The sequence below is a fragment of the Streptomyces sp. NPDC002884 genome, assembly GCF_040295245.1.
In the GTDB taxonomy this organism is placed as follows: Bacteria; Actinomycetota; Actinomycetes; order Streptomycetales; family Streptomycetaceae; genus Streptomyces.
Genome location: NZ_JBEOVB010000003.1, coordinates 359228 through 380970, shown reverse-complemented (window position 1 = coordinate 380970; position 21743 = coordinate 359228). Strand labels below are relative to the sequence as shown.

Below are 21743 nucleotides of genomic sequence, written 5' to 3'. Positions count from 1 at the left end.
GACGGATCCGACCTCGCGCGGCACAGCGCGGTCGTCCGCCTGATATGTACGCCGACCCGCCCACGAGGTCACCGGGATCTCCGCGCACGAGTGGTTCGTGCGTGGGCAACGGGCAGGTCTTCGGACTCACGGGCACGTCTCGTCGTACGGAGTTCGTACGAGACGGGACACCTACTGACCGTCGCTTCCCAGACCCTGTTCGTGGGTCCAGTGCGTATGACGGCGGTCGTTCCCGTTCACCGCTGCGGGGCAGTCCCGGATTCCCACCGGGTTCCCTCTTGCGACGCATCCCGCCTGGCGGACGGGGCGAACCAGCTGCGCCCGCCAGCCTACGGGGCGGCTCTGCGGCGCGGCGGATCCCGCCCGGCATTCGGGTGGTGAGGTGGAACACGCGTTCGGCATGCTTGGAATACGCCGGGAGCGGGAAACGCCCCGCTCGCGCCAGGACGCTCAGCCTTGGCCGTACACGTGGAATCCCCGGCCGCTCTTGCGGCCCAGCCGCCCCGCTTCCACCATCCGTCGCAGCAGTGGGGGTGGTGCGTAGAGCGGTTCCCTGAACTCGTCGTACAGGGACTCGGCGATGGCGGCGACGGTGTCCGGGCCGATCAGGTCCGCGTGCCGCGACGCCCCTCGGCCGGCCGTTGCGGATCGACCAGAACAGCACCACGTTCGTGCCGTACCCGGTACTTCGTGTCGAGTGAGCCGACGCTGTACCGCCCTCAGGCCGGATCAGCCGTGTGACGTGATGCCGGTTCGGGGTTCAGGGCCTGCTCGGTGGTGGGGTGACAGGCGAGGAGGACGTCGACGCCGACCAGCCGCAGGACGTGCAGGACGGGCTCCTGCGCGGCGGCGATGCGCAGCCAGCCGCCGTGCGCGCCGCTCACCTGCCGGTGCGCGGCGAGGAAGACGTTGATGCCGCTTGGAGTCCATGAAGGTGACGCCGGCGAGGTCCGCCACGACCCGCAGGGGAGGCACCGCGCCGTCCTCGCACAGCAGGGCTTCGCTGAGGACGTCCTTGACGTCGTGGTCGATCTCGCCCCGCACGGTCAGGACTCGCACGCCGTCGACCACGCGATGCGCGACGGACAGGCTGCCTCGCCGGTCCGCGTTCTCGATGTCGCTCACCGTCTCCTCGACTGTGTTCGGGCCGGCCCCGGGTCCGGGCGTGCGCCGAAGATTCTGCCCCACCACCGCGGCGGCATGCACCCCGCGGCTGTGCCGAACGGCACCCCCGTGGCATGCATGGCGCGATCGCGGGTACCGGCGCACGTGAACGGGGGAGTGAGGGCGAGAAACGTGGAGGAATCCCAGTCCGGCGGTGACGGCCGTAACGGGCCGAACGGGCATCTGGTGCGCGCGGGCTTCGCCCTGGGCGCGGACGACGGCTGCATCGCGGACGCCCGCCATCACGCCATCGCCTTCCTCGACCGGGCCCATGCCCACCATCGCCTGCCCGTGCCAGCCCGCGCGAGGGACCTCACCCAGCTCGTGGTCAGCGAACTGGTCACCAACGCCCGCAAGTACGCCCCCGGGCCCGTCCTGATGGAACTGCGCCTCACCGCCCACGCGGTGGAGGTCGTCGTATGGGACAGCGATCCGACCGTTCCGGTGGCTCGGGCCGGCGATCCGGGCAGAATCGGCCAGCACGGACTGGAGATCGTCAAGGCCGTCACCGAGGACCTCTTCATCGAGCAGGAACCGGTCGGCAAACGCATCACGGCACGCATCGCCCTCGCTGACGCACTCAGCGACAGCGCCACCTGACACCGCGCCACCTGACACAGCGCCGCCTGACACAGCGCAGAGCCCTCGGCGTCGTCACCGGATGCGGTGGGTCTCCCAGAAGGGGCCGAGGTCCTCGTCCGTCATGGACTGGGCGGCCTTCTTGAAGTCGGCGGTGCTGGAGACGCCGTACCAGTGGTCCTGGGCGTACCGCTCGAGCAGCCGTGCCATGGAGTCGGCGCCGAGGGTGCGTTCCAGGTCGGCCAGGGCGCAGGGGCCGGCCGTGTAGACGAGGTGGTACTCGCCGCGGTGCTGCGACCAGTAGGCCATCGAGGCGGTCAGCGCGGTGCTGTCGTCGGGCCAATAGACGTCCGACCAGCAGTCGCGGGTCTCCCAGCCGTAGAAGCGGGCGTTGGCGTACTGGGCGAAACTCTCGTCCAGCCACGGTGAGGTGTACTCGTCGTTGCCGACCACGCCGTACCACCACTGGTGCGCCACCTCGTGGACGACGGCGCCGCCTTCCTCGGTGGTGCCGAGGAGGACGAGGCCGGGGTACTCCATGCCCCCGCCGAACCGCGGGGTCATCACGAGGTCGATCTCGCCGTACGGATAGCGGCCGAACTCCCGGCCGAACCGGTCGATCGCGGCGACGGCGTCCGTACGGTTGAGGCGCACGCCCGCGGCAGGGGTGTCGGGGGCCCAGTACGAGTTCACGCGCACGCCCCCGGGCGTGGTCTGCGTCGCCGTGCGGAACGGGCCCGCGGCCCACGCGAAGTCCCGCACCCGGTCCGCGACGCCGAGGGTGACCGTACGGCCGGGGCCGCCGGGGAGCGCTCGGGTGCGACCGGTCGCGGGCACCTTCAGGGCCGACGGGTGGTCGAGACGGACTCGGAAGTCGCTCGTCAGGGCGTAGAAGCTCTCACCGAGCGCCACGTACGGGTCGAGGTGCCAGCCCCTCGCGTCGAGCACGGCGAGCACCGGCAGCGCGTTGCCGAGGAAGCGGTAGGCGCCCTCGCGGCCGAAGCGTGCATTGCGGTCGGGCACGGCGATGGAGACATGGAAGGCGACGGACGTCCGCCCGCCGCGCGCGAGCGGCTTCGGCAGGGCGATGCGCAGGGCCGTGCAGTCCACGGTGAGACGCCCGGGTGTGCCACCTTCCACGCCCGACACGATGACAGGCGAGGGCGCACCGGGTGTGCCGCACTTGTCCTCGCCGTTGCCCCACAGCCGTAGGTACACCTCACGCAGCGGCCGATCGGACGCGTTGCGGAACGACACCCGCTGCCGCCCGGTCCAGTGGCTGCCGTCGGCGTCGGAGCGCAGAGCCACGTCGTAGCGGGCGCGGTCGGGCGTGGCCGCGGCCCTGGACCCGCCCGGTCCGGCCGCCGCGCCGGCCTCACCGGCACCGGCGCCGGCGCCGACTGCCACGAGCAGGACGAGCAGCACGACGAACAGACGACGACCGGGCATGAGCGACCATACGGCTGACGGCGACATGCCAGCCGATACTGCCACAACACGCCGACCAAGCAACCGACTTGGGCGGACCTGCTCGAACGGACCTGCTTGGGCGGACCTGCCGTTGGTGACGGTGACGGTGACGGGGCCGGGGCCGGGGCCGGGGCCGGTGGTGAGGAGAGGCTGGGTCAACCTCCGGTGGACTCGTCCGTCATCGCCTCGTCCCTCATCGCCCCGCCCGGCGTCACGCGGGGTAGGGGGCGGTCTCGCGCGCCGTGCGCAACGCGTCGGCCCACCACGCCAGTTGATCGAACAGGGTCTTGGCGTACCCGGGGATCTGGGGGTCGAGCGGACGGCCGTCCTGCCACGCGGTGTAGTAGTTCGGGAAGGCCAGGCCGTCGCGGATGGTCACCGCGTGCAACTCGGTCAGCACGTTCTCCAGGTGCAGCACCGCATGCCGGCCGCCTGCCGCGCCGCCGTAGCTGACGAAGGCGACGGGCTTGGCCGTCCACTGGGTGAAGTGCCAGTCGATGGCCGCCTTCAACGAGGCGGGGTAGCTGTGGTTGTACTCCGGGGTGACCACGATGAACGCGTCGGCGCTCTCCAGCGCCGACGTCAGCCTCGTCATCCCGGCCGGCCGGGGGTAGTCGTCGCCGGCGAACTTCGGCGACGCCGCGGGCAGGGTGAGCGGGATGTCGATCTCGGCCAGATCGACGACGTCCACGGCGAAACCGGCGTGCAGCCGCGCCTGTTCGGCGACCCACGAGGTCACGACCGGGCCGAACCGTCCCTCCCGGACGCTCCCGACGATGATCACCAGCTTGTGCTTGTCGTTGTCCATGCCCACCACGATCGGGCCGCACCGCGGCCGCAGCCAGACCGTGCTCAGGCTGGCCCCCGCAGGGCCACACTGAGCCCTGCGCGGGCGGCGGGCGGCGGCCTATCCTCTTCGCATGGGCACGCCGTTGGGGGATTTCGTCCGGGCCAAGCGCGACAGCATCCAGCCGCAGTCACTGGGGCTGCCCGATCGCGGCCGCCGCCGGTCACCGGGGCTGCGACGCCTGGATCTCGCCGCGCGGGCCGGCATCAGCGTCGAATACCTGACCCGCATCGAGCAGGGCCGTGACCGCCGCCCCTCGGTGGCGGTGGTCCACGCGCTCGCCGACGCCCTCAGCCTCGACGCATCGGAACGCGACCACCTGCGCTACCTCGCGAAGATCACCGGCGGCGAATGCTCCGCCCACCCTCGGCCCGTGCCACCGGACCGGCAGGTGCGACCGTCGGTGCGGGAGACGCTCCGCCTCCTCGAACCGGGCATCGCCATGGTCACCAACCGGCTGGGCGACGTCCTCGCCCACACCGGCGCGTTCGAGTCGGTGACCGGCGCATCGGGGCTGCTCGACACCGATGCCCCGAACCTCACCCGCTACGTCTTCACCGACGCCCGCGCCCGCACGTTCTTCGCCGACTGGGACGACATCGCCGACGAACAGGCCTTCGACCTGTGGCTCGGACCGTCCGCCGAGAACTCGGAGTGGCTCACGGCGCAACTCGCGACCCTCGCCGGAGCCGACTTCACCCGCCGCCGGAACCGCCACGTGGTTCCACGCCGTGGCGTCCTCCGACTCGACCACCCCTCCGGATGCGAACTCCGGCTGCGCCGCGAGACGCTCGAACTCCCCTCGGACGCCCAGCAACTCGTCGTCTTCCTCCCCGCGGACGACGAAACGGCCCAGGCCGTCGAGCAACTCCGCCAACGACCCCACGGCCGGCTCCGGGCCATCTCGTAACGGACTCCGCCAGAGGACCACGAGCGCATCGCAACCCTGTGCCCCCGTCCCCCCCGGTGCGTGGTCGTGACCCACTCGGTGGGTTGGCAGACCTGTGGGCGCCGACAGGGCCGATGCGAAGGATGCTCGTCCGTGCACCGGACGCGCCTGAAGTCAATCGGAAAGGAGTTCTCAACCGGATCCCTCACCTGTGAACCGGCGTCCGTCATAGTGAGCGAACGAGTCTGCCTGAAGGGGGATATGGCATGGCATTCTTCGCTTTGCTCGTGGTGCTCGGCATCGTGGGGTTCGGGTTCGTGGCGGTCCGCGCGTCCCGCGAGAACGACGCCTCGGACGCACGGCGCCCGACCGGGACCGGAACCCGGCACGAACCACGCGACATTCCGCCGCTCTTCCCGGACTTCCTCCACGGTGTCCTCTTCGCGGTCGCCAAAGATGCCACTCCGCACAACCTGCTGGCGTTGGCCGAGTATGTCTCCCAGATGATCAGCGCCAACGCCTACGGCTGGTTCAACCAGTTCGGCGACGCGGAGGCCGAGGCGCGCTTCAGCAGGCGTTTCCGTGGCGGTGGGCCCGAGGGGCAGGCGCTCGAGAGGGTCCCCGACGACATGATCGACTTCCTGTGGGCCTGGAATCCCGGGACGCACGAGGCGCTGCGTGACTGGATCCCCCGCCTGGAACAGGATCTCACCGCGCCCGGCAGCAGACTCTGGCGCTACGGCGACGAGCTGCCGTTCGGGATGTGGGAGAGAAATGACTGACGTGCACGTCGCCGCTCTCGACGCCGTGCGGACACGACTGGACGGATTCCGGGCCGGAGACGCCGCAGCCGTTCTCGCGCCGGAGGCGGAGCAGGACGCGGCGCGTGCGGTGGAGCGGCCCACCCCCGAGTCGGTGGCCGCGGTCGCCTGGCTCTATCAATACCGCGCAGCGGCCTCGGACGACCTCGGCGGCCCCGACGCCCGACTGGCGTTCGAGCTGTTCTCCAAGATCGCGAACGTAGCGCCCGACGAGCTGCCGGCGCATGTGGGGGCGTTGCTGCGGGCCGCCTCCGGGCCCGGGGACGCCCCCACCGGACGACTGCAGCAGCTGCTGACCGACGCGGAGAACGCTCTGGAGGACCCCGCGACGACGACGGATCCGGTCGCGCTCGATCAGTGGATCGACGTTCTGTACGCCTTCGGCGAGAGCGCAGCGAAGCACGGCAGGCAGCATTCCCTCCTCGACCTCCTCGGCAGGATCCTGCGCCGCCGTTTTCCGTACCACCCGGATGAGGTCTGGCGCCTGGACCGGGCCGCGGACTGCCTGCGCACCGCCGTCGACGCCGTGCCGCCGCGCGACGTCCTCGCCCATCTGCCGGCCCACAACCTCTGTGTCACCCTCCTCGACCACTTCGAGGCGACCGGCGACACGGGCAAGCTGCGTGAGGCCGCCGAGGCGTCCGAGCGGGCGTTGCACAGCATCAGCCCCGCTCACGGCCACTACCCCCGGCTGGTTGCTCAGCAGGCGGACATCCTGTGCACCCGGTCCCGCGTCGATCCCTCCGCGAGATTGATGAACGAGGCCACGGAGCTGTGCCGGGAGGCCCTTCGGCGCGTGCGTCCGGACAGTCCCGCGGCACCGTACGTCCACGCGACGGCCGCCCGCGTCCTGGGCGACCAGTACGTGGTCAGTGAGGACCTCTCCGTGCTCAGGGAAGCCCTGGCGTCGGCGGAGGCGGTGGTGGCCGATCTGCCTGAGGACGGCGAGCGTCACCTCGCGCACGGGCGGCACGGCCGATTGCTGTTCCTGCTGGGCCGGCGCACCGGCGACTCCGGCGCCCTCGCGCGCGCGGAACAGGCGCTCACCCTCGCAGCGGGGTCGCTGCCGCACGGCCACGCCCTGCGCGCCGTGTACCTCAGTGACCTCGCAGACGCGCAGTTCGAGCGTCATGTCCTCACCGGGGACGAGGATTTGCTGCGCGTGGCCCGGCAGAACGCTCTGGAGTCCGTGCAGGTGCTCCAGTCCGGGGACACGGCCAACCCGCCCATGCTCGACACCCTCGCCCGCATTCTGATCCGGTGCTACGAGGTGCACGGAGACCCGCGCGAATTGGACACGGCCGTGGAACAGTTCCAGTGTGCCGAGGAGTTGTGCCCGCCCGGCAGCCGGTCCCGTGCTCTGGCATTGCTGCACCTCGGCCACGCATTGATGTTGCGGGCGGAGGTACTGGCGGACGTGGGGGCGCGAGGCGACGCGTTCGACGAGGCCGAGCAGGTGGCAGGGCTGGCCGTCGACGCCTTTCAGCCCGGCCCCGATCGGTTGACGGCGCTCGTCAACGCCGCTGTTGTGGCACGCCGTCGCAGCAAGGACGACCCAGCGGCCATCCGCCGCGCGGCGGACATGTACCGGGAGGTTCTGCGTACGGGAGATCCCGGAATCAGCCCGGTCCAGCTGGCGACGTTCAATCTGGGAGCGGCGTTGGTCGATCTGTCCGAGATCGAGGAGAACTCCGATCTGCTCGGTGAGGCGGAAATCCTGCTGCGCGCCGCGGTGCGTGCCGCACCGCGCGGGCAGCGTCACCATGTCACGGTCACCGCGATGCTCGCCCGCTGCGTCGCCCTGCGGGCAGGAGCTCCCACGCACGAGGCTGTCAACCTGCTGCGGGCCCACATCATGGCCGGCGCGGGGACGACCGGAGCGAGCCGGGTCTCCGCCGCCGTGACGCTCGGCCGGCTGTACGCCGACGCGGGACAGTGGCGGCCTGCCCGCGACGCCTTCGCCGACGCGATCGACCTGCTGGCAGCCCAACTCGCGAACCGGGAAAGCGCCGTACGTGAACACGGGGTCGCCTCGTTCTTCGGCCTCGCTTCGCAAGCCGCCGCCGCCGCGCTGGCCGCCGGTGACCCGGTGGACGCCGTCACCTTGTTGGAGCGCGGACGGGGACTTCTCATGCCCACCGCACAGCTGCCCGACGCGGGACTGGACACCGCCGGACGGACCGTCGCGATGATCAACGTGAGCCGCTACCGGTGCGATGCCCTGCTGGTCCGCGACGGGCGGGTCACCATGGTGCCGCTGCCCGAGGTGACGCACGACGCCGTCAACCGGCAGGCCGGCACGTTCCTCTGGGGCGTTCAGCGGGGAGCCGATCCCCTGTGCCCGCCCGCGGAGCGCTACAAGGGCACGCAGGTCGCGGTGAACGGCGCGCTGCGGTGGCTGTGGAACACCACGGTCCGCCCCGTTCTGGACGAGGTGCGCCACAACCACCCTCGCGGGCTGCCGCGGATCTGGTGGTGCCCGACCGGCATGCTGTCCTTCGTCCCGCTGCACGCCGCCGGGGAGTACACCTCGTTGTACGGCGACAGGGGCGGGGAGTGTGCGGCGGACCGCGTCATCTCGTCCTACACACCCACGCTCCGCGCCCTGCGCCACGCGGCGCGCAGGGGGTCGGGCATCTCCGCGCCACCGCCCGGCGACCCGCTCGTGGTCGCTCCGCAGACCCCAGGCGAGCCCGAACTCCCGCAGGTCACAAGGGAGTTGAATGCTCTCCGTCAGCTCTACCCGGGGTGCACCGATCTGACAGGGCCGAGGGCCACGAAGGGCCGCATCCTCGCGGAACTGTCACGGCATTCCTGGCTGCATTTCGCCGGGCACGGCTCCCAGAACGTCCAGGTCGCCCGGAGCGCGCACCTTGTTCCCCACGATCACGCGCTGCACGGGGGGATCGGTGCGGACACGTTGCGTGCCCTGAACCTCGCACGCGCGGAACTGGCGTTCCTGTCCGCGTGCAGTACCGCCACCGGTCAGCTCACGCTCGCCGACGACCAGGTTCATGTGGCCGGGATGCTCCTGGGCTCGGGGTTCCGCCATGTCGTTGCCGCCCAGTGGACCGTGTACGACCAGGTGGCGGCCGAGGTCGCGACCGCGTTCCACCGTCGCGTCGCGGCCGCTCCCGCGGCAGGCGTCGAACCTGCGGTCGCGTTGCACGAGGTCGTGCGGGAAGTGCGCCGGACGCATCCGGAACCGCACGTGTGGGCCCCGTTCATGCACTACGGCCCGTGAGAGGGTTCGTCAGGAATCGGGCACGTACACCAGTGCCGGGTCGTCGGAACCCCCGAGCACCGCCGCCGTCAGGCGTTTGCCCGCAGCGACCTCCGCTGCGGCACCCGGCGGAAGCGGGTGGCGAAGCGCCCGGTACACATCCCAACGGTGGAGGTCGAACGCCGCCTTCACCAGCACGCCGAACTCCCGGCACACGCCGGGCAGCACGCCGCACCACATCACGTACACGAACGGGAGCGTGAGCAGCGCCCACGGCGTGCGGACCACGGCCGGCAGCAGGAGGAGGCCCCACAGCCCCGCCGCCGTCGCACCGTCCACACGTCGTCTGGCCGCCGCGAGGTCCTGGCGCAGCCCGTCCGGCAGGACCGCCCACAGGTGGGGCCACAGGACCATCGCGTCCAGGCCGTACTTGTCGAGGGGTTCCGTCTCCGCGGCGCGCAGAACATTCCCCACGCGCGTGGCCAGTGTGCGCCCGGCCGGGGGTATCCAGCGCAGCTTCTCTTCCAGCCGGCCGAGCCGTACCAGTTCGTCGCGGTCCAGCGGCGGACCTCCGCCCTCGGCTGCGGAAAGCCCCAGCCGGCGCCGCAACAGCGGATCCGCCTCCGTTTCGTACACGGCGGCGCGGCGCACATGACGCCTCCGCAGCCTGCGGCTCATCGGCTCCGCCCATCGGGGCCAGTACCCTTCCAGCAGCTGCAGGGCGGGCAGAGTCAGCTGCTGCATGAGCAGGCTGGAACCGGCCAGCACCACCAGGCCGATCAGGAGCAGTGCCACCTGCTCCCCGGTGTCCAGCCTGGCGAAGTCACGGAGTCGGCGGGCGGCCTCCTCCCGGGGACGGCTGGTGCCGAGCATCCACAGGACGGACAGCGCCAGCCAGTAGACCGAGGCGGCGAAGCCCGTGGCGAGCCAGCGCTCGACGAGCTTGCCGGCCGCGGCGTTCCAGAAAGCCGTCACGAGGGAGCCCGGCTGAGGAGGCGGTTGCAGGACGCGCAGTAGGGAACCTGCTGTCCGAGGTTCCTGCGGAGGAAGGTCTCGGGCGCCGCGCAACCGGACGTCCGGCAAGTGAACACGGTGGCCGCAGTGGCCCGTACGCGGCCTGGCAGCATCTGATATCTGAGGGGTGGGGACAGGTGCTCGCCCTCTCCGCCCGGCCTCTCACGTATCCACGCCACCAGGCGGGCATCGGAGGCGAGCACGCGGCGCAGCGTCTCGTCCCCCGGCGCGTCCAGCGCCTGCCGGATCTCGTGATCGATACGCGGGGCGTCCTCACCCACGAGTCGCGGCAACGACGGCAGCAGTTCCCGAGCCAGTCCCCGCAGCCCGTCGATCTCCTTCATGTGTCCCCCCACCACTGAGCGAGCGGGTCCCGAGTGTGGCACGCAGCGGCGGCGCCGAGAGAGAGAACTCACCAAGTCCGGTTCAGAACCATGCAATCGCCTTCATACTCTCCCTCATCCACCTGTGCGCCTGTGAGGAGCGACCGAGTTCATGGCTTCCCGCAAACCCGGAGACACCGGCACCGATCTGTATGTGAAGCTCTACGGCCGGCCCACAACGAATCCGCCTCCGCCCTCGTCCCCGCCCCAGGCCAGGCTCGGGGGCGGAACAGCGCCCTCCGCGCAGGTGACGTCGTACTGGGCCGAGGGGGACCGTGATCCGACAAAGAAGCGGGACATCCCGCATTTCTTCCCGTACTTCTACCATTCCGTGCTCGCCCGCAACGGGAAGCCGGTGAACGGGCAGAACATCCTGGCCCTGATCGAGTACATCGACGCCATGCTGATCTTCCAAGGCAACCTCTGGATGGCCCAGATCGAGGAGCCTCGCACCGGAGAGGTCTTCAAACAGCGATTCTGTGGCCCACTGGACGACTACGAGTTCCTCGAACACCGGCCGGACCACGTGATCGACTTTCTCTGGGCCTTCCGTACGACGATCCGCCCCGGCTTGCGGCAGTTCGTCGACGAGACCTACACAGACCTCACGAGTCCCGACAGCAGGCTTCTGGCATACGGAAGCACACTGCCCTTCGGCATCTGGCACCGCGACTGACCTGACGCGCACCGCCCGCAGTGCGCGGTGGGCTCGAGCGGGCAGGCCCGGACCCGGCGGAGGGCGGACCACGGGATCGGCCGGCGGGCGCCTGGTGGGCGCGCAGACCTGTACGGCGGTCACGATCTCGTCGGTGGTGTCACCGACCGGCATGGCGACGGAGTCCAGGCCCGGCCGGCCTCCTCGTCGAGGATCGGGCAGCCCGGCTTTCTCCGGGTCAGCGCACCCTTCCGCGCGGTTTCAGCGGTGTCGGCGGCAGTTCCGGTGCGTGCAGCGGAGGTCCGTCGTAGCCCTTCACCTCGCCGAAGCGGGCGCCCCGCGTCCAGTCCTCGCGGGCCTGGGCGATCTCTTCCTGGGACCGGCCGACGAAGTTCCACCACATGACGAGTTCCTCCTCGAACGGCTCGCCGCCGAGGAGCATCAGGCCCGCGTCGGACTCGGCCCGCAGGGGCAGTTCGGTGCGGCCGCAGCCGAGGTAGAGCATCGAGCCCGGGAGCAGGGGCACCCCGTCCACGTGCGCCTCGCCGGACATCGACAGCACGCCGTACTCGAAGTCGGGGAGCAGCGGCAGCCGGACGTCGGCACCCCGGGCGAGCGCCAGGTCCGCGCCGACGAGGGGGGTGTACGTCGTGCCGGGGGAGGCGGAGCCGTCGAGGGCGCCGAGGAGCACGGTGGCGGTGAGGCCGGTGGCGGTGACCGTGGGCAGGTCGGCGTGGTGTTCGAAGCGGGGTTCGGTGTGCCGGTGGGCGTCCGGCAGCGCGACCCAGAGCTGGGCGCCGTGCAGATACCGGGCGTGCGACCGCGGGCTCTCCTCGGAGTGGCTGATCGCCCGGCCCGAGGTCATCAGTCCGAGTTCCCTGGGCCGGATGGTCTGGAGGCTGCCCGTCGAGTCACGGTGCAGCACCTCGCCCTCGTGCAGCCAGCTCACGGTCTGCAGGCCCATGTGCGGGTGCGGCGGGACCTGCATGCCGGGCTCGTCGGCGATGTCGTCGGGGCCGTAGTGGTCGACGAATGCCCAGGCGCCGATCATGCGCCGGCCGAGGTTCGGCAGCAGCCGGCGCACCTCGGTCGACCCGCCGAGCTTCACATGCCGGGGGCTCAGCAGTTCGCGGACGGGTTCGGCGACGACGAATCCACGGCCGCCGCACACACTCGGTACGGGCGCACGGTCAAGGTTGCTCATGCGGTCAACCTAGCGGTCGGGTGCGGCGGTGCGCAGAAGGAGCGGCGCCGGGTTCGGCGTGCCCTTCGGCAGCGGGTTCAGTCGGCCAGCGCCGCGGCCAGTTCCGTGGTGGCCCGCACTATCTCGGTGTCCCGCTCGGCGAGCAGCTGACGCAGGACGTCGCGCTGGGCGTGGACGGCGTGCCGGGCCGCGCGTTCCCAGGCCACGTAGTTGTCGGGATGGTGCAGCAGCTTGGGATACGCGACGGCGGTGGTCTCCCACTGCCGGGTGTCGGCGATGCTCTTCAGCAGGCGCAGGATCTCCGCGCGGCAGGTGACCTGGGGGAGCCGGACGAGCTCCCAGAGGAAGGGCACCGTGGCCGCCGTCGCCTCATCGACGACGAAACCGAACTGGCAGATCCGGCGGCGCAGTTGGCCCAGTGCGGAGTCGGCGCTGTCGGCGTCGCCGCGGGCGAGCGTGGTGAGCAGGAAGGGGATGCCCGCCGCGGAGCCGGTGGAGTCCTTGATCTCGGGCCACGGCACGTGTCCCAGGTCCTTGAGCGATGCGGGTCTCTTCGTGGCAGTCATGTCAGGTATCGGATATCGGGTCGGGACGGGAGCGGGTCGGCAGCATCGCCCAGACGGTCTTGCCCACGGGGGAGCGCCGGGTCCAGCCCCAGTGTTCGGAGAGGGCCTCGATGATGTCCAGTCCGCGGCCGTGTTCCAGGAGCGCGTCCGTGGTGCGCGAGGGGACGGGCAGGCTGTCGCTCGGGTCGGTGACCGCGCACACCAGGTGCGCGCGGCGCAGGGTGAGCCGCAGCCGTACGTGGAACTCGTCCGTCGAGGTGTGCGGGAGCGCGTGCAGGACGGCGTTGGCGGCCAGCTCCGTGACGACGGTGACCGCGTCGTCGGTGCAGTGCTCCAGGGACCAGCAGTCCAGGGTGCGCTGGGTGAACTCCCGTGCCCGGGCGAATCCCTCGCGGCTGCCCGTGAGGTACAGGGCGGCGGTTCTGGGGGAGTCGCGGACAAGGACGGGCTCGTGGCTCCGGATCTGCGCAGGTGATGACACGGGGCATCTCCCTGAGGCGGCGTCAGGACGGGGGATTGCAAGTGCGGTTGACGGCATGGCTATTATCCACGCTGACGAGGTCCTCGTGCAATTTCACGAGAAATTGCGCGTACGAGCGAGGAGAGTTCAATGTCGTCAGTGTCGAACGGAGTGCGGGCGAGCTCGCTGGGCGTCCGCTGGATCAAGAGCAGTCACAGCAACGCCGAGGGCAACTGTGTCGAGGTCGCGGCCCTGGACGGGGGAGGCGTCGCGCTGCGCAACTCCCGCGATCCCGACGGCCCGGCGCTGGTGTACACGCCGGCCGAGGTGGCCGCGTTCGTGGCCGGGGCGAAGGGCGGGGAGTTCGACCACCTGGTCTGAGGCTGCACGGAGGCTCAATTCCCCTGCCGCGTGCGGCCGGAGGGCTTCGGATGCGATACTGCGGTCTGTCGTCTGCCGGTCCACGGGGAGTCAGGATGTCTGTCGAGTCGCCTCGAGTGTCCCGCCTCGAACCGTATCTGAACCGGGCCGAGCCCGCCCCGACCTTGCTGAAAATGCTGGTCGGCGTGCAGCTTGCGGGGATCCGGGGGGACGCCGGCTTCTCCCAGGACCAGGCCGCGCGGTCCGTCGGGTTCAGCCCTGCGAAGCTGTCGCGCATCGAGGCGGGCAAGGGCCGTAAGCCGCCCGTCGAGGCGGACGTCCGCGCGCTCCTGTCGCTGTACGAGACCGACGACCACGAGGCCTCCGTACTGCTCCGGCTGCTGCGCCAGGCCGGCGAGCCGGGCTGGTGGCAGCGCTACGACAAGCGGCTCATGCCCGAGTGGTTCGACCGGCTGGTCGGGCTCCAGGAGGCGGCGACCGCGATCCGTACCTTCGAGATCCAGTACGTGCCGGGCCTGTTGCAGACCCCCGCGTACGCCCGTGCCGTCGTCGAACGCGGGTTGCCCTCGGCCACGTCCCGGGAGGTCGAGCGCCGGGTGGAGCTGCGGACGCGGCGCACCGAACTGCTGCGGCGACCGGACGCCCCGCGGCTGTGGGCGGTCCTCGACGAGTCGGTGCTGCTGCGGGTGCTGGGCGGCCGGGAGGTGATGCGCGAGCAGCTCACCCGGCTCGTGGAGCTGGCCCGGCTGCCCCACGTCACGGTCCAGGTCGTGCCGTTGGACGTCACGCACGCCTCCGCGCCGGCCATACCGGTCACCTATCTGCGGTTCGGCGGCGTCGATCTGCCCGACGTCGTCTATCTGGAGCAGATCAGGAGCGCGACCTTCCTGGAGGACCGGGACGAGACGGAGGAGTACCGGGTCGCGCTGGACCGGCTCGCGGACGAGGCCCTCGACCCGCGTGCGTCCATGGCGCTGCTGACGGAGACGGCGGAGCGGCGCTACGGGACCGCCGCTCCGTGAGGTGAGACGGCTCAGCCCAGGCGGCCCACACCGCCGAACTCGATCCACTCCTGGGTGAGTTGACGGGGCGTGACTTCGGTGTCGGGCCGCCAGGTGGAGACCTCCACCAGCCCGGGGTCGAGGATGTCCGTGCCGTCGAAGAACCCGGCGACGTCCTTCTCCTGGCGCACCCGGCCCCAGTGGCCCTGCGTGGCCTTGTCCATGAAGTCGGTGACGAACTCCCTGACCTGGGGGTCCTCGCTGACCAGCTGGCACATCACCAGGAAGCTGCCGGGTGCGAGCCGTTCGGTCACCCTGCGGACCACGGCCTGCGGTCCGTCGGTGTCGCTGTCGGGGATGCAGTGGAAGACCGAGTTGAACAGCACGGCCACCGGCTGCGAGAAGTCGATCAGCCGCCGCGTGTCCTCGTGCGTGAAGATCGCCTCGGTCTCCCGCATGTCGGCGTGGATGACGGTGGTCCGCTCGTCCTGCTCCAGCAGCGCCCGGCCGTGCACGAGCACCATGGGGTCGTTGTCGACGTAGACGACGTGCGCGGTCGGGTCGACGCGCTGGGCGACCTGGTGCACGTTGTCCTGGGTGGGCAGGCCGGAGCCGTGGTCCAGGAACTGCCGGATCCCGAACTCCTGCGTCAGGGTCCTCACGACGCGCTGGAGGAATCGCCGGTTGTTCAGCGCGAGGGCGCGGGTGCTCGGGACGACCTTGTCGAGCTCCTCGCAGGCCGCGCGGTCGGCCGCGTAGTTGTCCTTGCCGCCCAGGTAGTGGTCGTACATGCGGGCGGCTGTGGGGACGGCCGCATCGATCGACGTGGACAGCTGCTTGCCAGGCTGCATCTCTTCCCCCAGAACGCCGCCGTGCCATGGACTGGCGCGGTCGACAACACATCCTAGGGAAACGGCAATTGGCGACACCACCCCCTTGATCGGCGGTTCCCCTGAAGGTGTCGGCACGCCTCAGCCGGTTTGGACTGCTGGTCCAGCTCCTGGACGTATGGTCTAATCGGTCTCATGGAATCCCGGGAGACCGAGCGAGACGTGATCCTGCGTGCGCTCACCCCCGTCGTCGACGGGATCGCGGCCACGTTCGGGCCGGTGTGCGAGGTGGTGCTGCACGACTACCGCCGGCCGGAGAAGTCCGTCGTCGCCGTCGCCGGATCGGTGACGGGGCGGACGGTCGGCGGGGCGATGAGCGAGATCGGCATGCGGGTCCTCGCCCGCGGCGACGACGCCGTCGACGAGCTCAACTACGTCACCCGCACCGGCGCCGGGCGGCTGGTGAAGTCGTCCACGATGGTGCTGCGCGACTCCGCCGGCACGGTCTTCGGCGCGCTCTGCGTCAACGTGGACGTCACCGAGGTCGACCGGGTGCAGGGCCTGCTGGCCGCGCTCGCGGGAGCGGCGGGCGGCCGGGCCGCGGCGCCCGTGACCACGTTCGGCGACGACATCGACTCCGTCGTCGAAGCCCTCCTCGACGACCGTCTGCGGCGTCAGGGCCAGACCTGGGCCGGCCTCGACCGGTCGCGGCGGCTGACGCTGTTCCGCAGCCTGGACGAACGCGGTGTGTTCGCCGTGCGCCGCGCGATCGAGCAGGTCGCCACCCGCCTCGGCATCTCCCGCGCCTCCGCCTACAGCTACCTCGCCCAGGCCAGAGCCACCCACGAGGCCGTGGCCGAGGACACCGACCGTACCGACAGCACCGACGGCAACCCCGAGGGAGCACACCCGTGACGACCACACCCCCGCCGATCACCCTCGACGACGTGCGCGACGCGGCCGCCCGGCTCAAGGGCGTCGCGCACCGCACGCCCGTGCTCCGCTCCCGCACCCTGGACGCGCTGGTCGGCGCCGAGGTCCTGCTGAAGTGCGAGAACTTCCAGCGCGTCGGGGCGTTCAAGTTCCGCGGCGCCTACAACGCGGCCTCCCGGCTGGCCCCCGAGCAGCTCGCCCGGGGCATCGCCGCTTACTCCTCCGGCAACCACGCCCAGGCCGTCGCCCTGGCCGCACGGGAACTCGGCACCACCGCGGTGATCGTCATGCCCGAGGACGCGCCCCGCTCCAAGCGGGCCGCGACGGAGGGCTACGGCGCCGAGATCGTGACCTACGACCGCTACACCGGCGACCGGGTGGCCATCGCCGAGGCGCTGGCCGCCGACCGGGGCCTGGCGCTGATCCCGCCCTACGAGCACCCGCACGTCATGGCGGGACAGGGCACCGCCGCGCTCGAACTCCTCGAGGAGGCGGGCGAGCTGGACGCCCTGCTGGTACCGGTCGGGGGCGGCGGACTGATCGCCGGCAGTGCGACCGCCGTCAAGGGACTGCGGCCGGGCACCCGGATCGTCGGGGTGGAGCCGGAGGCCGGGGACGACACGAAGCGATCGCTGGAGGCGGGCCGGCGGGTGGAGATCCCGGTGCCGCGCACCATCGCCGACGGCCAGGCCCTGCACACGCCCGGGGAGCTGACCTTCTCGGTGAACCGGCGGCTCGTGGACGACATCGCCCTGGTCGACGACGACGAGATCCGCGCGGCCATGCGGTTCGCCTTCGAACGCCTGAAGATCGTCGTGGAACCCAGCGGCGCCACTCCGCTCGCCGCCCTCCTCGCCGGGCGGGCCGGTGCCCTGCCCCGGCGGGTCGGCGTGATCGTCTCCGGCGGCAACATCGACACCGGCCGCTTCGCCGAGCTCTGCGGCGGCGCCTGAGGACCCGGTACGACCCGCTACCACCGATTGGCGGCCCCCGCGAGGCGGGCGGAGGATGGAGGGGTGGGGCTCGGCCCCCGACCGGCGACGCCCAGGGCCGCCGGGGAGACCGGCCCCGGGCCGTGGTGAGGCGCGGCCGGAAGGAGGCAGCGTCATGATGGAAGTGAAGGCGCTCGAGAAGCCGGACGAGCGGCGCGATTTCCCCCGTGGCCACCTGGAGGCGGTCCATATGACGGGGCTCGACTTCGCCGTGGCGACCTTCGAACCGGGATGGCGCTGGTCCGAGTCGCTGGCGTCGCTGGCGGGCACCGCGACCTGCCAGATCCACCACAACGGATACGTGGTCCAGGGCCGTATGCACATCACCATGGACGAGGGCGGCGAGGGCGAACTGGGCCCCGGCGACGTCTTCGTGGTGTCACCCGGCCATGACGCCTGGGTCGTGGGCGACGAACAGTGCGTGGTGTACGACTTCGCCGGGGCGATGGCCAAGGACTACGCGAAGGCGAAGTGAGGAGCAGGACGGCGGAACCGGCCGGACGGCGCTAGACCGGGAGCAACCGGCCCACCAGGACGCCGAGTTGGTGAGCGTTGCGGCACTCGTGCATCGCGACCGACTCGGCGTACTCGGGAGCGGCCGAGTCGCCCGTGCCCCACAGGCTGCGGGGCTCCGGGTTCAACCAGTGGACGTGACGGGCCTGTTCGGCGATCTGCCGGAGCGCGGCCAGGTTGGGGTCGCTCATGTTCGTCCGGGCGTCGCCGAGCACGAACACGGTGGTGCGAGGGCCGACCGCCGCACCGTACCGCTCGGTGAACTCGCCCAGGGCGACGCCGTAGTCGCTGCTGCCGTGGTAACCCGTCAGGTCCGCCTCGGCCCGGATGCGGGCGCCGAGCCCCTCCGGGTCGGCCGCGCCGCGTTCGAGCAGGCCGGTCACCTCGTCGATCCGGTTGACGAAGGCGAACACGCGCACCTTGCTGAACTGGTCGTGCAGCGCCTGCACCAGCAGCATCGTGAAGTCGGAGAAGCCGGACACCGACCCCGACACATCGCACAGCAGCACCAGTTCGGGCCGGGCCGGACGCCGGCGGCGCAGCACGGGCCGCATCGGGACCCCGCCCGTCGAGAGCGAGCCGCGCAGGGTCCGCCGCAGGTCGATGGTGCCGCGGGAGGCCCGGCGGCGGCGCGCGGCCATCCGGGTCGCCAGCTTGCGGGCCAACGGCTGGACCGTACGCCGCAGTTCGGCCAGCCGGTCCTTCCCCGCGTACAGGAAGTCGACCCGGTCGGCGGTCGGCGCGACCGCCCGCCGGGCGATCTCGTCCCGCCCCCGCCGCTCCGCGACCCGGCGCCGCGCCTCCCCGGCCACCAGCGCGCGGAAGGCCTCGATGCGTCGCCGGATCTCGTCCTCGAGGAGCCGGTCGGTGAACCCGGCGTCGGCGCCCCGGGCGCGGATGTCGTCCCGCACCCGTGCCAGCAGTGTCTGGGGGCGCAGACGTTGCAGCGTCTGGTACGACGACCAGCCGTCCGCGCCCGGGGAACTCCCGTACCCGCCCAGCCCGTCGACGGCCTCGATCGCCAACCGGCCCAGCAGCTCCGCGTCGCCCTCGGCGAGCGCGGCGGCCAGCCGGTCGCGCAGGTCGTCCCGGTCGCCGGGCTCGCCCTCGGGCGCGCCGACGCCGTACGGGAAGTACAGGTCGAAGACGGTGTCGAACACCCGCCGCTGGTCCGGGGAGTGCAGCAGCGTGGCGGCCAGCCCCTCGCGCAGCAGGCCACGGTCGGCGAACCCCAGTGCCGCCGCCGCCTCGGCGGCGTCCACCGTCTCGCCGGTGCCGACGCGCAGGCCGTGCGCGCGCAGCGCGGCGACGAGGCCGACCAGGCGGTCGGCGGCCTCGGCGCTCACACGGCGTCCAGGTCGAGCTTCGCGCCCGCCTTGAGGATGTCGTCCTGGTGCTTGAGGATCACGCCCAGGCTGGACCGTACGACGTTGTCGTCCAGGGTGGTGGCGCCGAGCGCGAGCAGGGTGCGCGCCCAGTCGATGGTCTCGGCCACGGAGGGCGCCTTGCGCAGGTCCATCGCGCGCAGCGCGCCGATCACCCGGACCACCGACTCGGCCAGCGCCGCTTCGATGCCGGGCACCTTCAGCCGGACGATCCGCCGCTCCAGCTCCTCCTCGGGGAAGTCGATGTGGAGGAACAGACAGCGGCGGCGCAACGCCTCCGACAGCTCACGGCTCGCGTTGGAGGTGAGGACCACGAACGGGCGGCGCGTGGCGGTGATGGTGCCGAGTTCCGGGACGGTGACCTGGAAGTCGCTGAGCACTTCGAGGAGCAGTCCCTCCACCTCGACGTCGGCCTTGTCGGTCTCGTCGATCAGCAGGACGGTCGGCTCGTCGCCGCGGATGGCGGTCAGCAGCGGGCGGGGGAGCAGGAACTCCTCGCTGAAGATGTCCGTGCGGGTCTCGTCCCAGCTCTCGTCGCGGCCCGCGCTGATGCGCAGGAGCTGCTTGGCGTGGTTCCACTCGTACAGCGCCCGGGACTCGTCGACGCCCTCGTAGCACTGGAGCCGCACCAGCCGGGCCCCCGCCACCTGGGCCACGGCCTTGGCGAGTTCCGTCTTGCCGACGCCGGCCGGGCCCTCCACCAGCAGCGGCTTGCCGAGCCGGTCGGCGAGGAAGACGGTCGTGGCGACGGCGGGGGAGGCCAGGTAGCCGCTCTCGGCGAGCCGGGCGCGGACATCGTCGACGGACGTGAACAACGGGGCCTCCGGGCGGGTCGGGAGCGGTCTCGGCGAGTGTTCGATCACCTATCTAAGCGCTTGTTCACCCTGGTTGTCATCAGCGGTCGGGGCGTTGTCGGTGGTGGGCGGTACGTTGCGATCATGGGTGTGTATCTGGTGAGCGTCGCCACGCAGGACTGGTCGGAGCCCGGCGAGGACGGGCACGGGGACGTCGCGGCCGCGCTGAACGCGGAGTTGGAGCGGCGCGGGCTGCCCCCGTACGAGCCGCGGGGGGCCGTACGGGGCGCCGCGGGCCGGTTCGAGGAGAAGCTGAGCCCGCCGATGGACGGCTTCGACGAGCTGTGCCGGACGTGGCTGACCCCCGAGGAGCGGCACACCCTCCTCGACTGGTCGGTGCTGGTCCCGTTCGCGCTGGACGAAGGCGTCCTGCTGCCCGTCGGCTCCCCGTACACGGACGAGACCCTGGTCGTCGGGGCGCCGCACGTCCTCGCGCTCGCCGAGCGGCTCGCCGGGGCCCTCGGCCTGCCGCCGGACCTGGTCCCGGCGACCTTCGGCAACCTCGAGCTGACCTTCTGGTTCCTGGAAGGCGAGGCGGAGAAGGCAGCCGCCGCCCGGCCCGGCCCCTGGGCCGAAGACCTGGCCACGGCGTTCTACACGGCGCTCTACCTGCGCGCCGCCCAGTACTCGCTGCGCCACGGCTGCCCGATGACCTACTGCTGAGCTCAGCGGAACGCGGCCGCGTTGCGCCGTGCCCACTCCTCGAAGGCGCGCGGCGCGCGGCCCAGGACGCGTTCCACGTCCGGGCTGACCAGCCGCTCGGCGGGCGTCGGGGCACCGAGGATGGCCAGGGTGGTCTCGACGACCGGCTCCGGCATGAACGCCAGCATCTGCTCGCGTGCCTCCTCCCGCGTCTGCTCGACGAAGCGGACCGGCTCGCCGATCGCCCTGCCGATGGCCTCCGCCCGGCCGCGGGGCGTCGTGGGGGCCGGCCCGGTCAGCTCGTGGACCAGGCCGTGGTGTCCCGCTTCCCGCAGGGCCACCGCGGCGACCTCCGCGATGTCGGCCGGGTCGACGGTGGGCAGACCGACGTCGCCGAAGGGGGCCGCGACGGTGCGGTGGGCGCGGACCGGCTCCGCCCAGGCGTAGGCGTTGGAGTGGAAGCCGCCGGGCCGCAGGATCGTCCACTGCGGCCCCGCCTCCCGGACGGCGTCCTCGATCGCCCCCGCGAGGCCGCCGTGCGACTCCGACTCCGGCCGGGTCGCCACCCCTTGGGACGAGAGCAGCACCACCCGGCGGACCCCGGCGGACTTGGCGACGTCGAGAAGGTCCCGCGGGCTGAGCAGACGCAGGGCGGCGCCGCCGTTCTGGAGGAACAGCGCGTCGGCCCCTTCGAGCACCGGCCGCAGGCTCTCCGCGTCGGTGAGGTCCGAGCGCACCGCCCGTACGCCGTCCGGGACGTCGGTGTGCGAGATGTTCCGGGACGTGGCGGTCACCCGCTCGCCCGCGGCCGCCAGGGAACGGACCAGTTCACGGCCGACGTTCCCGGTCGCCCCCGTCACCACGATCATGGGTAACTCCTTGTTCGGCATGGGTTGTTGACGTTGCAGAGCGACGCTAACACCGCCGATATAGTAGG

At 71.6% G+C, this 21743-nt stretch carries 22 protein-coding genes, 2 pseudogenes and 1 riboswitch; of the genes and pseudogenes, 11 read left to right on the top strand and 13 right to left on the bottom strand.

What is annotated here, in order from left to right; translation table 11 throughout:
- Positions 1 to 94 precede the first annotated feature (94 nt).
- Positions 95 to 331, bottom strand: a riboswitch (cobalamin riboswitch).
- Positions 332 to 450: 119 nt separating this feature from the next.
- Together ABT070_RS09060 and ABT070_RS09055 are read right to left on the bottom strand one after the other, a co-directional pair.
- A pseudogene (locus ABT070_RS09060) lies at positions 451 to 630 on the bottom strand (3-hydroxyacyl-CoA dehydrogenase family protein); the annotation flags it as partial.
- 89 nt (positions 631 to 719) lie between these two features.
- Positions 720 to 1125 (bottom strand): annotated as a pseudogene (locus ABT070_RS09055) (STAS domain-containing protein).
- Positions 1126 to 1242: 117 nt separating this feature from the next.
- On the opposite strand from ABT070_RS09055, the gene ABT070_RS09050 reads away from it, so the two are divergent.
- Positions 1243 to 1764: an ATP-binding protein gene (locus ABT070_RS09050; RefSeq protein WP_451099576.1), complete on the top strand. Its 522-nt coding sequence runs from the start codon at positions 1243 to 1245 to the stop codon at positions 1762 to 1764.
- 54 nt (positions 1765 to 1818) lie between these two features.
- On the opposite strand, the gene ABT070_RS09045 is transcribed toward ABT070_RS09050, so the two are convergent.
- Together ABT070_RS09045 and ABT070_RS09040 are read right to left on the bottom strand one after the other, a co-directional pair.
- Complete coding sequence (locus tag ABT070_RS09045; RefSeq protein ID WP_351756824.1) at positions 1819 to 3192, bottom strand: M1 family metallopeptidase; 1374 nt, start codon at positions 3190 to 3192, stop codon at positions 1819 to 1821.
- Positions 3193 to 3424: 232 nt separating this feature from the next.
- Positions 3425 to 4021, bottom strand: coding sequence for an NADPH-dependent FMN reductase (locus ABT070_RS09040; protein ID WP_351756821.1), 597 nt, complete (start codon positions 4019 to 4021; stop codon positions 3425 to 3427).
- Between the two features lie 112 nt (positions 4022 to 4133).
- Here ABT070_RS09040 and ABT070_RS09035 point away from each other — a divergent pair, with 112 nt between their 5' ends.
- The 3 genes from ABT070_RS09035 (at position 4134) to ABT070_RS09025 (ending at position 9014) form a co-directional block, all read left to right on the top strand.
- Positions 4134 to 4970, top strand: coding sequence for a helix-turn-helix domain-containing protein (locus ABT070_RS09035; protein ID WP_351756820.1), 837 nt, complete (start codon positions 4134 to 4136; stop codon positions 4968 to 4970).
- A 245-nt stretch (positions 4971 to 5215) separates the two neighbouring features.
- Positions 5216 to 5731: a hypothetical protein gene (locus ABT070_RS09030; RefSeq protein WP_351756818.1), complete on the top strand. Its 516-nt coding sequence runs from the start codon at positions 5216 to 5218 to the stop codon at positions 5729 to 5731.
- Positions 5724 to 9014, top strand: coding sequence for a CHAT domain-containing tetratricopeptide repeat protein (locus tag ABT070_RS09025; RefSeq protein WP_351756815.1), 3291 nt, complete (start codon positions 5724 to 5726; stop codon positions 9012 to 9014). The genes ABT070_RS09030 and ABT070_RS09025 overlap by 8 nt, the downstream gene beginning before the upstream one ends.
- 9 nt (positions 9015 to 9023) lie before the next feature.
- Here the strand turns inward: ABT070_RS09025 and ABT070_RS09020 are convergent, their stop codons facing one another.
- Positions 9024 to 9968, bottom strand: coding sequence for a hypothetical protein (locus tag ABT070_RS09020; RefSeq protein ID WP_351756813.1), 945 nt, complete (start codon positions 9966 to 9968; stop codon positions 9024 to 9026).
- A complete protein-coding gene (locus ABT070_RS09015; RefSeq protein WP_351756810.1) occupies positions 9965 to 10351 on the bottom strand; it encodes a hypothetical protein in 387 nt (128 codons plus the stop codon). The genes ABT070_RS09020 and ABT070_RS09015 overlap by 4 nt, the downstream gene beginning before the upstream one ends.
- A gap of 151 nt (positions 10352 to 10502) precedes the next feature.
- On the opposite strand from ABT070_RS09015, the gene ABT070_RS09010 reads away from it, so the two are divergent.
- Positions 10503 to 11066 carry a hypothetical protein gene (locus ABT070_RS09010; protein ID WP_351756807.1) on the top strand — a complete coding sequence of 188 codons (564 nt, stop codon included), beginning with the start codon at positions 10503 to 10505 and terminating at the stop codon, positions 11064 to 11066.
- A gap of 217 nt (positions 11067 to 11283) precedes the next feature.
- Here the strand turns inward: ABT070_RS09010 and ABT070_RS09005 are convergent, their stop codons facing one another.
- The 3 genes from ABT070_RS09005 to ABT070_RS08995 all read right to left on the bottom strand — a co-directional run bounded on the left by ABT070_RS09005 (position 11284) and on the right by ABT070_RS08995 (position 13296).
- Positions 11284 to 12249: a pirin family protein gene (locus ABT070_RS09005; protein ID WP_351756804.1), complete on the bottom strand. Its 966-nt coding sequence runs from the start codon at positions 12247 to 12249 to the stop codon at positions 11284 to 11286.
- Between the two features lie 77 nt (positions 12250 to 12326).
- On the bottom strand, positions 12327 to 12815 hold the full coding sequence (locus ABT070_RS09000; protein ID WP_351756803.1) for a hypothetical protein: 489 nt from the start codon (positions 12813 to 12815) through the stop codon (positions 12327 to 12329).
- Between the two features lies 1 nt (position 12816).
- Entirely contained in the window at positions 12817 to 13296 is a 480-nt protein-coding gene (locus ABT070_RS08995; protein WP_351756800.1) for an ATP-binding protein, read from the bottom strand.
- Between the two features lie 129 nt (positions 13297 to 13425).
- On the opposite strand from ABT070_RS08995, the gene ABT070_RS08990 reads away from it, so the two are divergent.
- On the top strand, positions 13426 to 13656 hold the full coding sequence (locus ABT070_RS08990) for a DUF397 domain-containing protein (protein ID WP_307166638.1): 231 nt from the start codon (positions 13426 to 13428) through the stop codon (positions 13654 to 13656).
- Positions 13657 to 13751: 95 nt separating this feature from the next.
- On the top strand, positions 13752 to 14678 hold the full coding sequence (locus tag ABT070_RS08985) for a helix-turn-helix domain-containing protein (RefSeq protein WP_351756798.1): 927 nt from the start codon (positions 13752 to 13754) through the stop codon (positions 14676 to 14678).
- Between the two features lie 11 nt (positions 14679 to 14689).
- Here ABT070_RS08985 and ABT070_RS08980 read toward each other — a convergent pair whose 3' ends face one another.
- On the bottom strand, positions 14690 to 15508 hold the full coding sequence (locus ABT070_RS08980) for an SAM-dependent methyltransferase (protein ID WP_351756795.1): 819 nt from the start codon (positions 15506 to 15508) through the stop codon (positions 14690 to 14692).
- A gap of 174 nt (positions 15509 to 15682) precedes the next feature.
- Between ABT070_RS08980 and ABT070_RS08975 the strand changes: the two genes are divergently transcribed.
- From ABT070_RS08975 to ABT070_RS08965, 3 genes are all read left to right on the top strand, one after another.
- Positions 15683 to 16402: a helix-turn-helix transcriptional regulator gene (locus tag ABT070_RS08975; protein WP_351756792.1), complete on the top strand. Its 720-nt coding sequence runs from the start codon at positions 15683 to 15685 to the stop codon at positions 16400 to 16402.
- Positions 16399 to 17373 carry a threo-3-hydroxy-L-aspartate ammonia-lyase gene (locus tag ABT070_RS08970; RefSeq protein WP_351756789.1) on the top strand — a complete coding sequence of 325 codons (975 nt, stop codon included), beginning with the start codon at positions 16399 to 16401 and terminating at the stop codon, positions 17371 to 17373. Before ABT070_RS08975 ends, ABT070_RS08970 begins: the two co-directional genes overlap by 4 nt.
- 154 nt (positions 17374 to 17527) lie before the next feature.
- Entirely contained in the window at positions 17528 to 17887 is a 360-nt protein-coding gene (locus ABT070_RS08965; RefSeq protein WP_351756786.1) for a cupin domain-containing protein, read from the top strand.
- Between the two features lie 31 nt (positions 17888 to 17918).
- Here ABT070_RS08965 and ABT070_RS08960 read toward each other — a convergent pair whose 3' ends face one another.
- Positions 17919 to 19271 (bottom strand): vWA domain-containing protein, encoded by a 1353-nt coding sequence (locus ABT070_RS08960; protein WP_351756783.1) that lies wholly within the window; start codon positions 19269 to 19271, stop codon positions 17919 to 17921.
- Positions 19268 to 20125, bottom strand: a complete 858-nt coding sequence (locus tag ABT070_RS08955; protein ID WP_351756780.1) for an AAA family ATPase — start codon at positions 20123 to 20125, stop codon at positions 19268 to 19270. The genes ABT070_RS08960 and ABT070_RS08955 overlap by 4 nt, the downstream gene beginning before the upstream one ends.
- 123 nt (positions 20126 to 20248) lie before the next feature.
- On the opposite strand from ABT070_RS08955, the gene ABT070_RS08950 reads away from it, so the two are divergent.
- Complete coding sequence (locus ABT070_RS08950; protein ID WP_351756777.1) at positions 20249 to 20827, top strand: hypothetical protein; 579 nt, start codon at positions 20249 to 20251, stop codon at positions 20825 to 20827.
- Between the two features lie 2 nt (positions 20828 to 20829).
- Here the strand turns inward: ABT070_RS08950 and ABT070_RS08945 are convergent, their stop codons facing one another.
- Entirely contained in the window at positions 20830 to 21675 is an 846-nt protein-coding gene (locus ABT070_RS08945; protein WP_351756775.1) for an NAD(P)H-binding protein, read from the bottom strand.
- Positions 21676 to 21743: the final 68 nt, after the last annotated feature.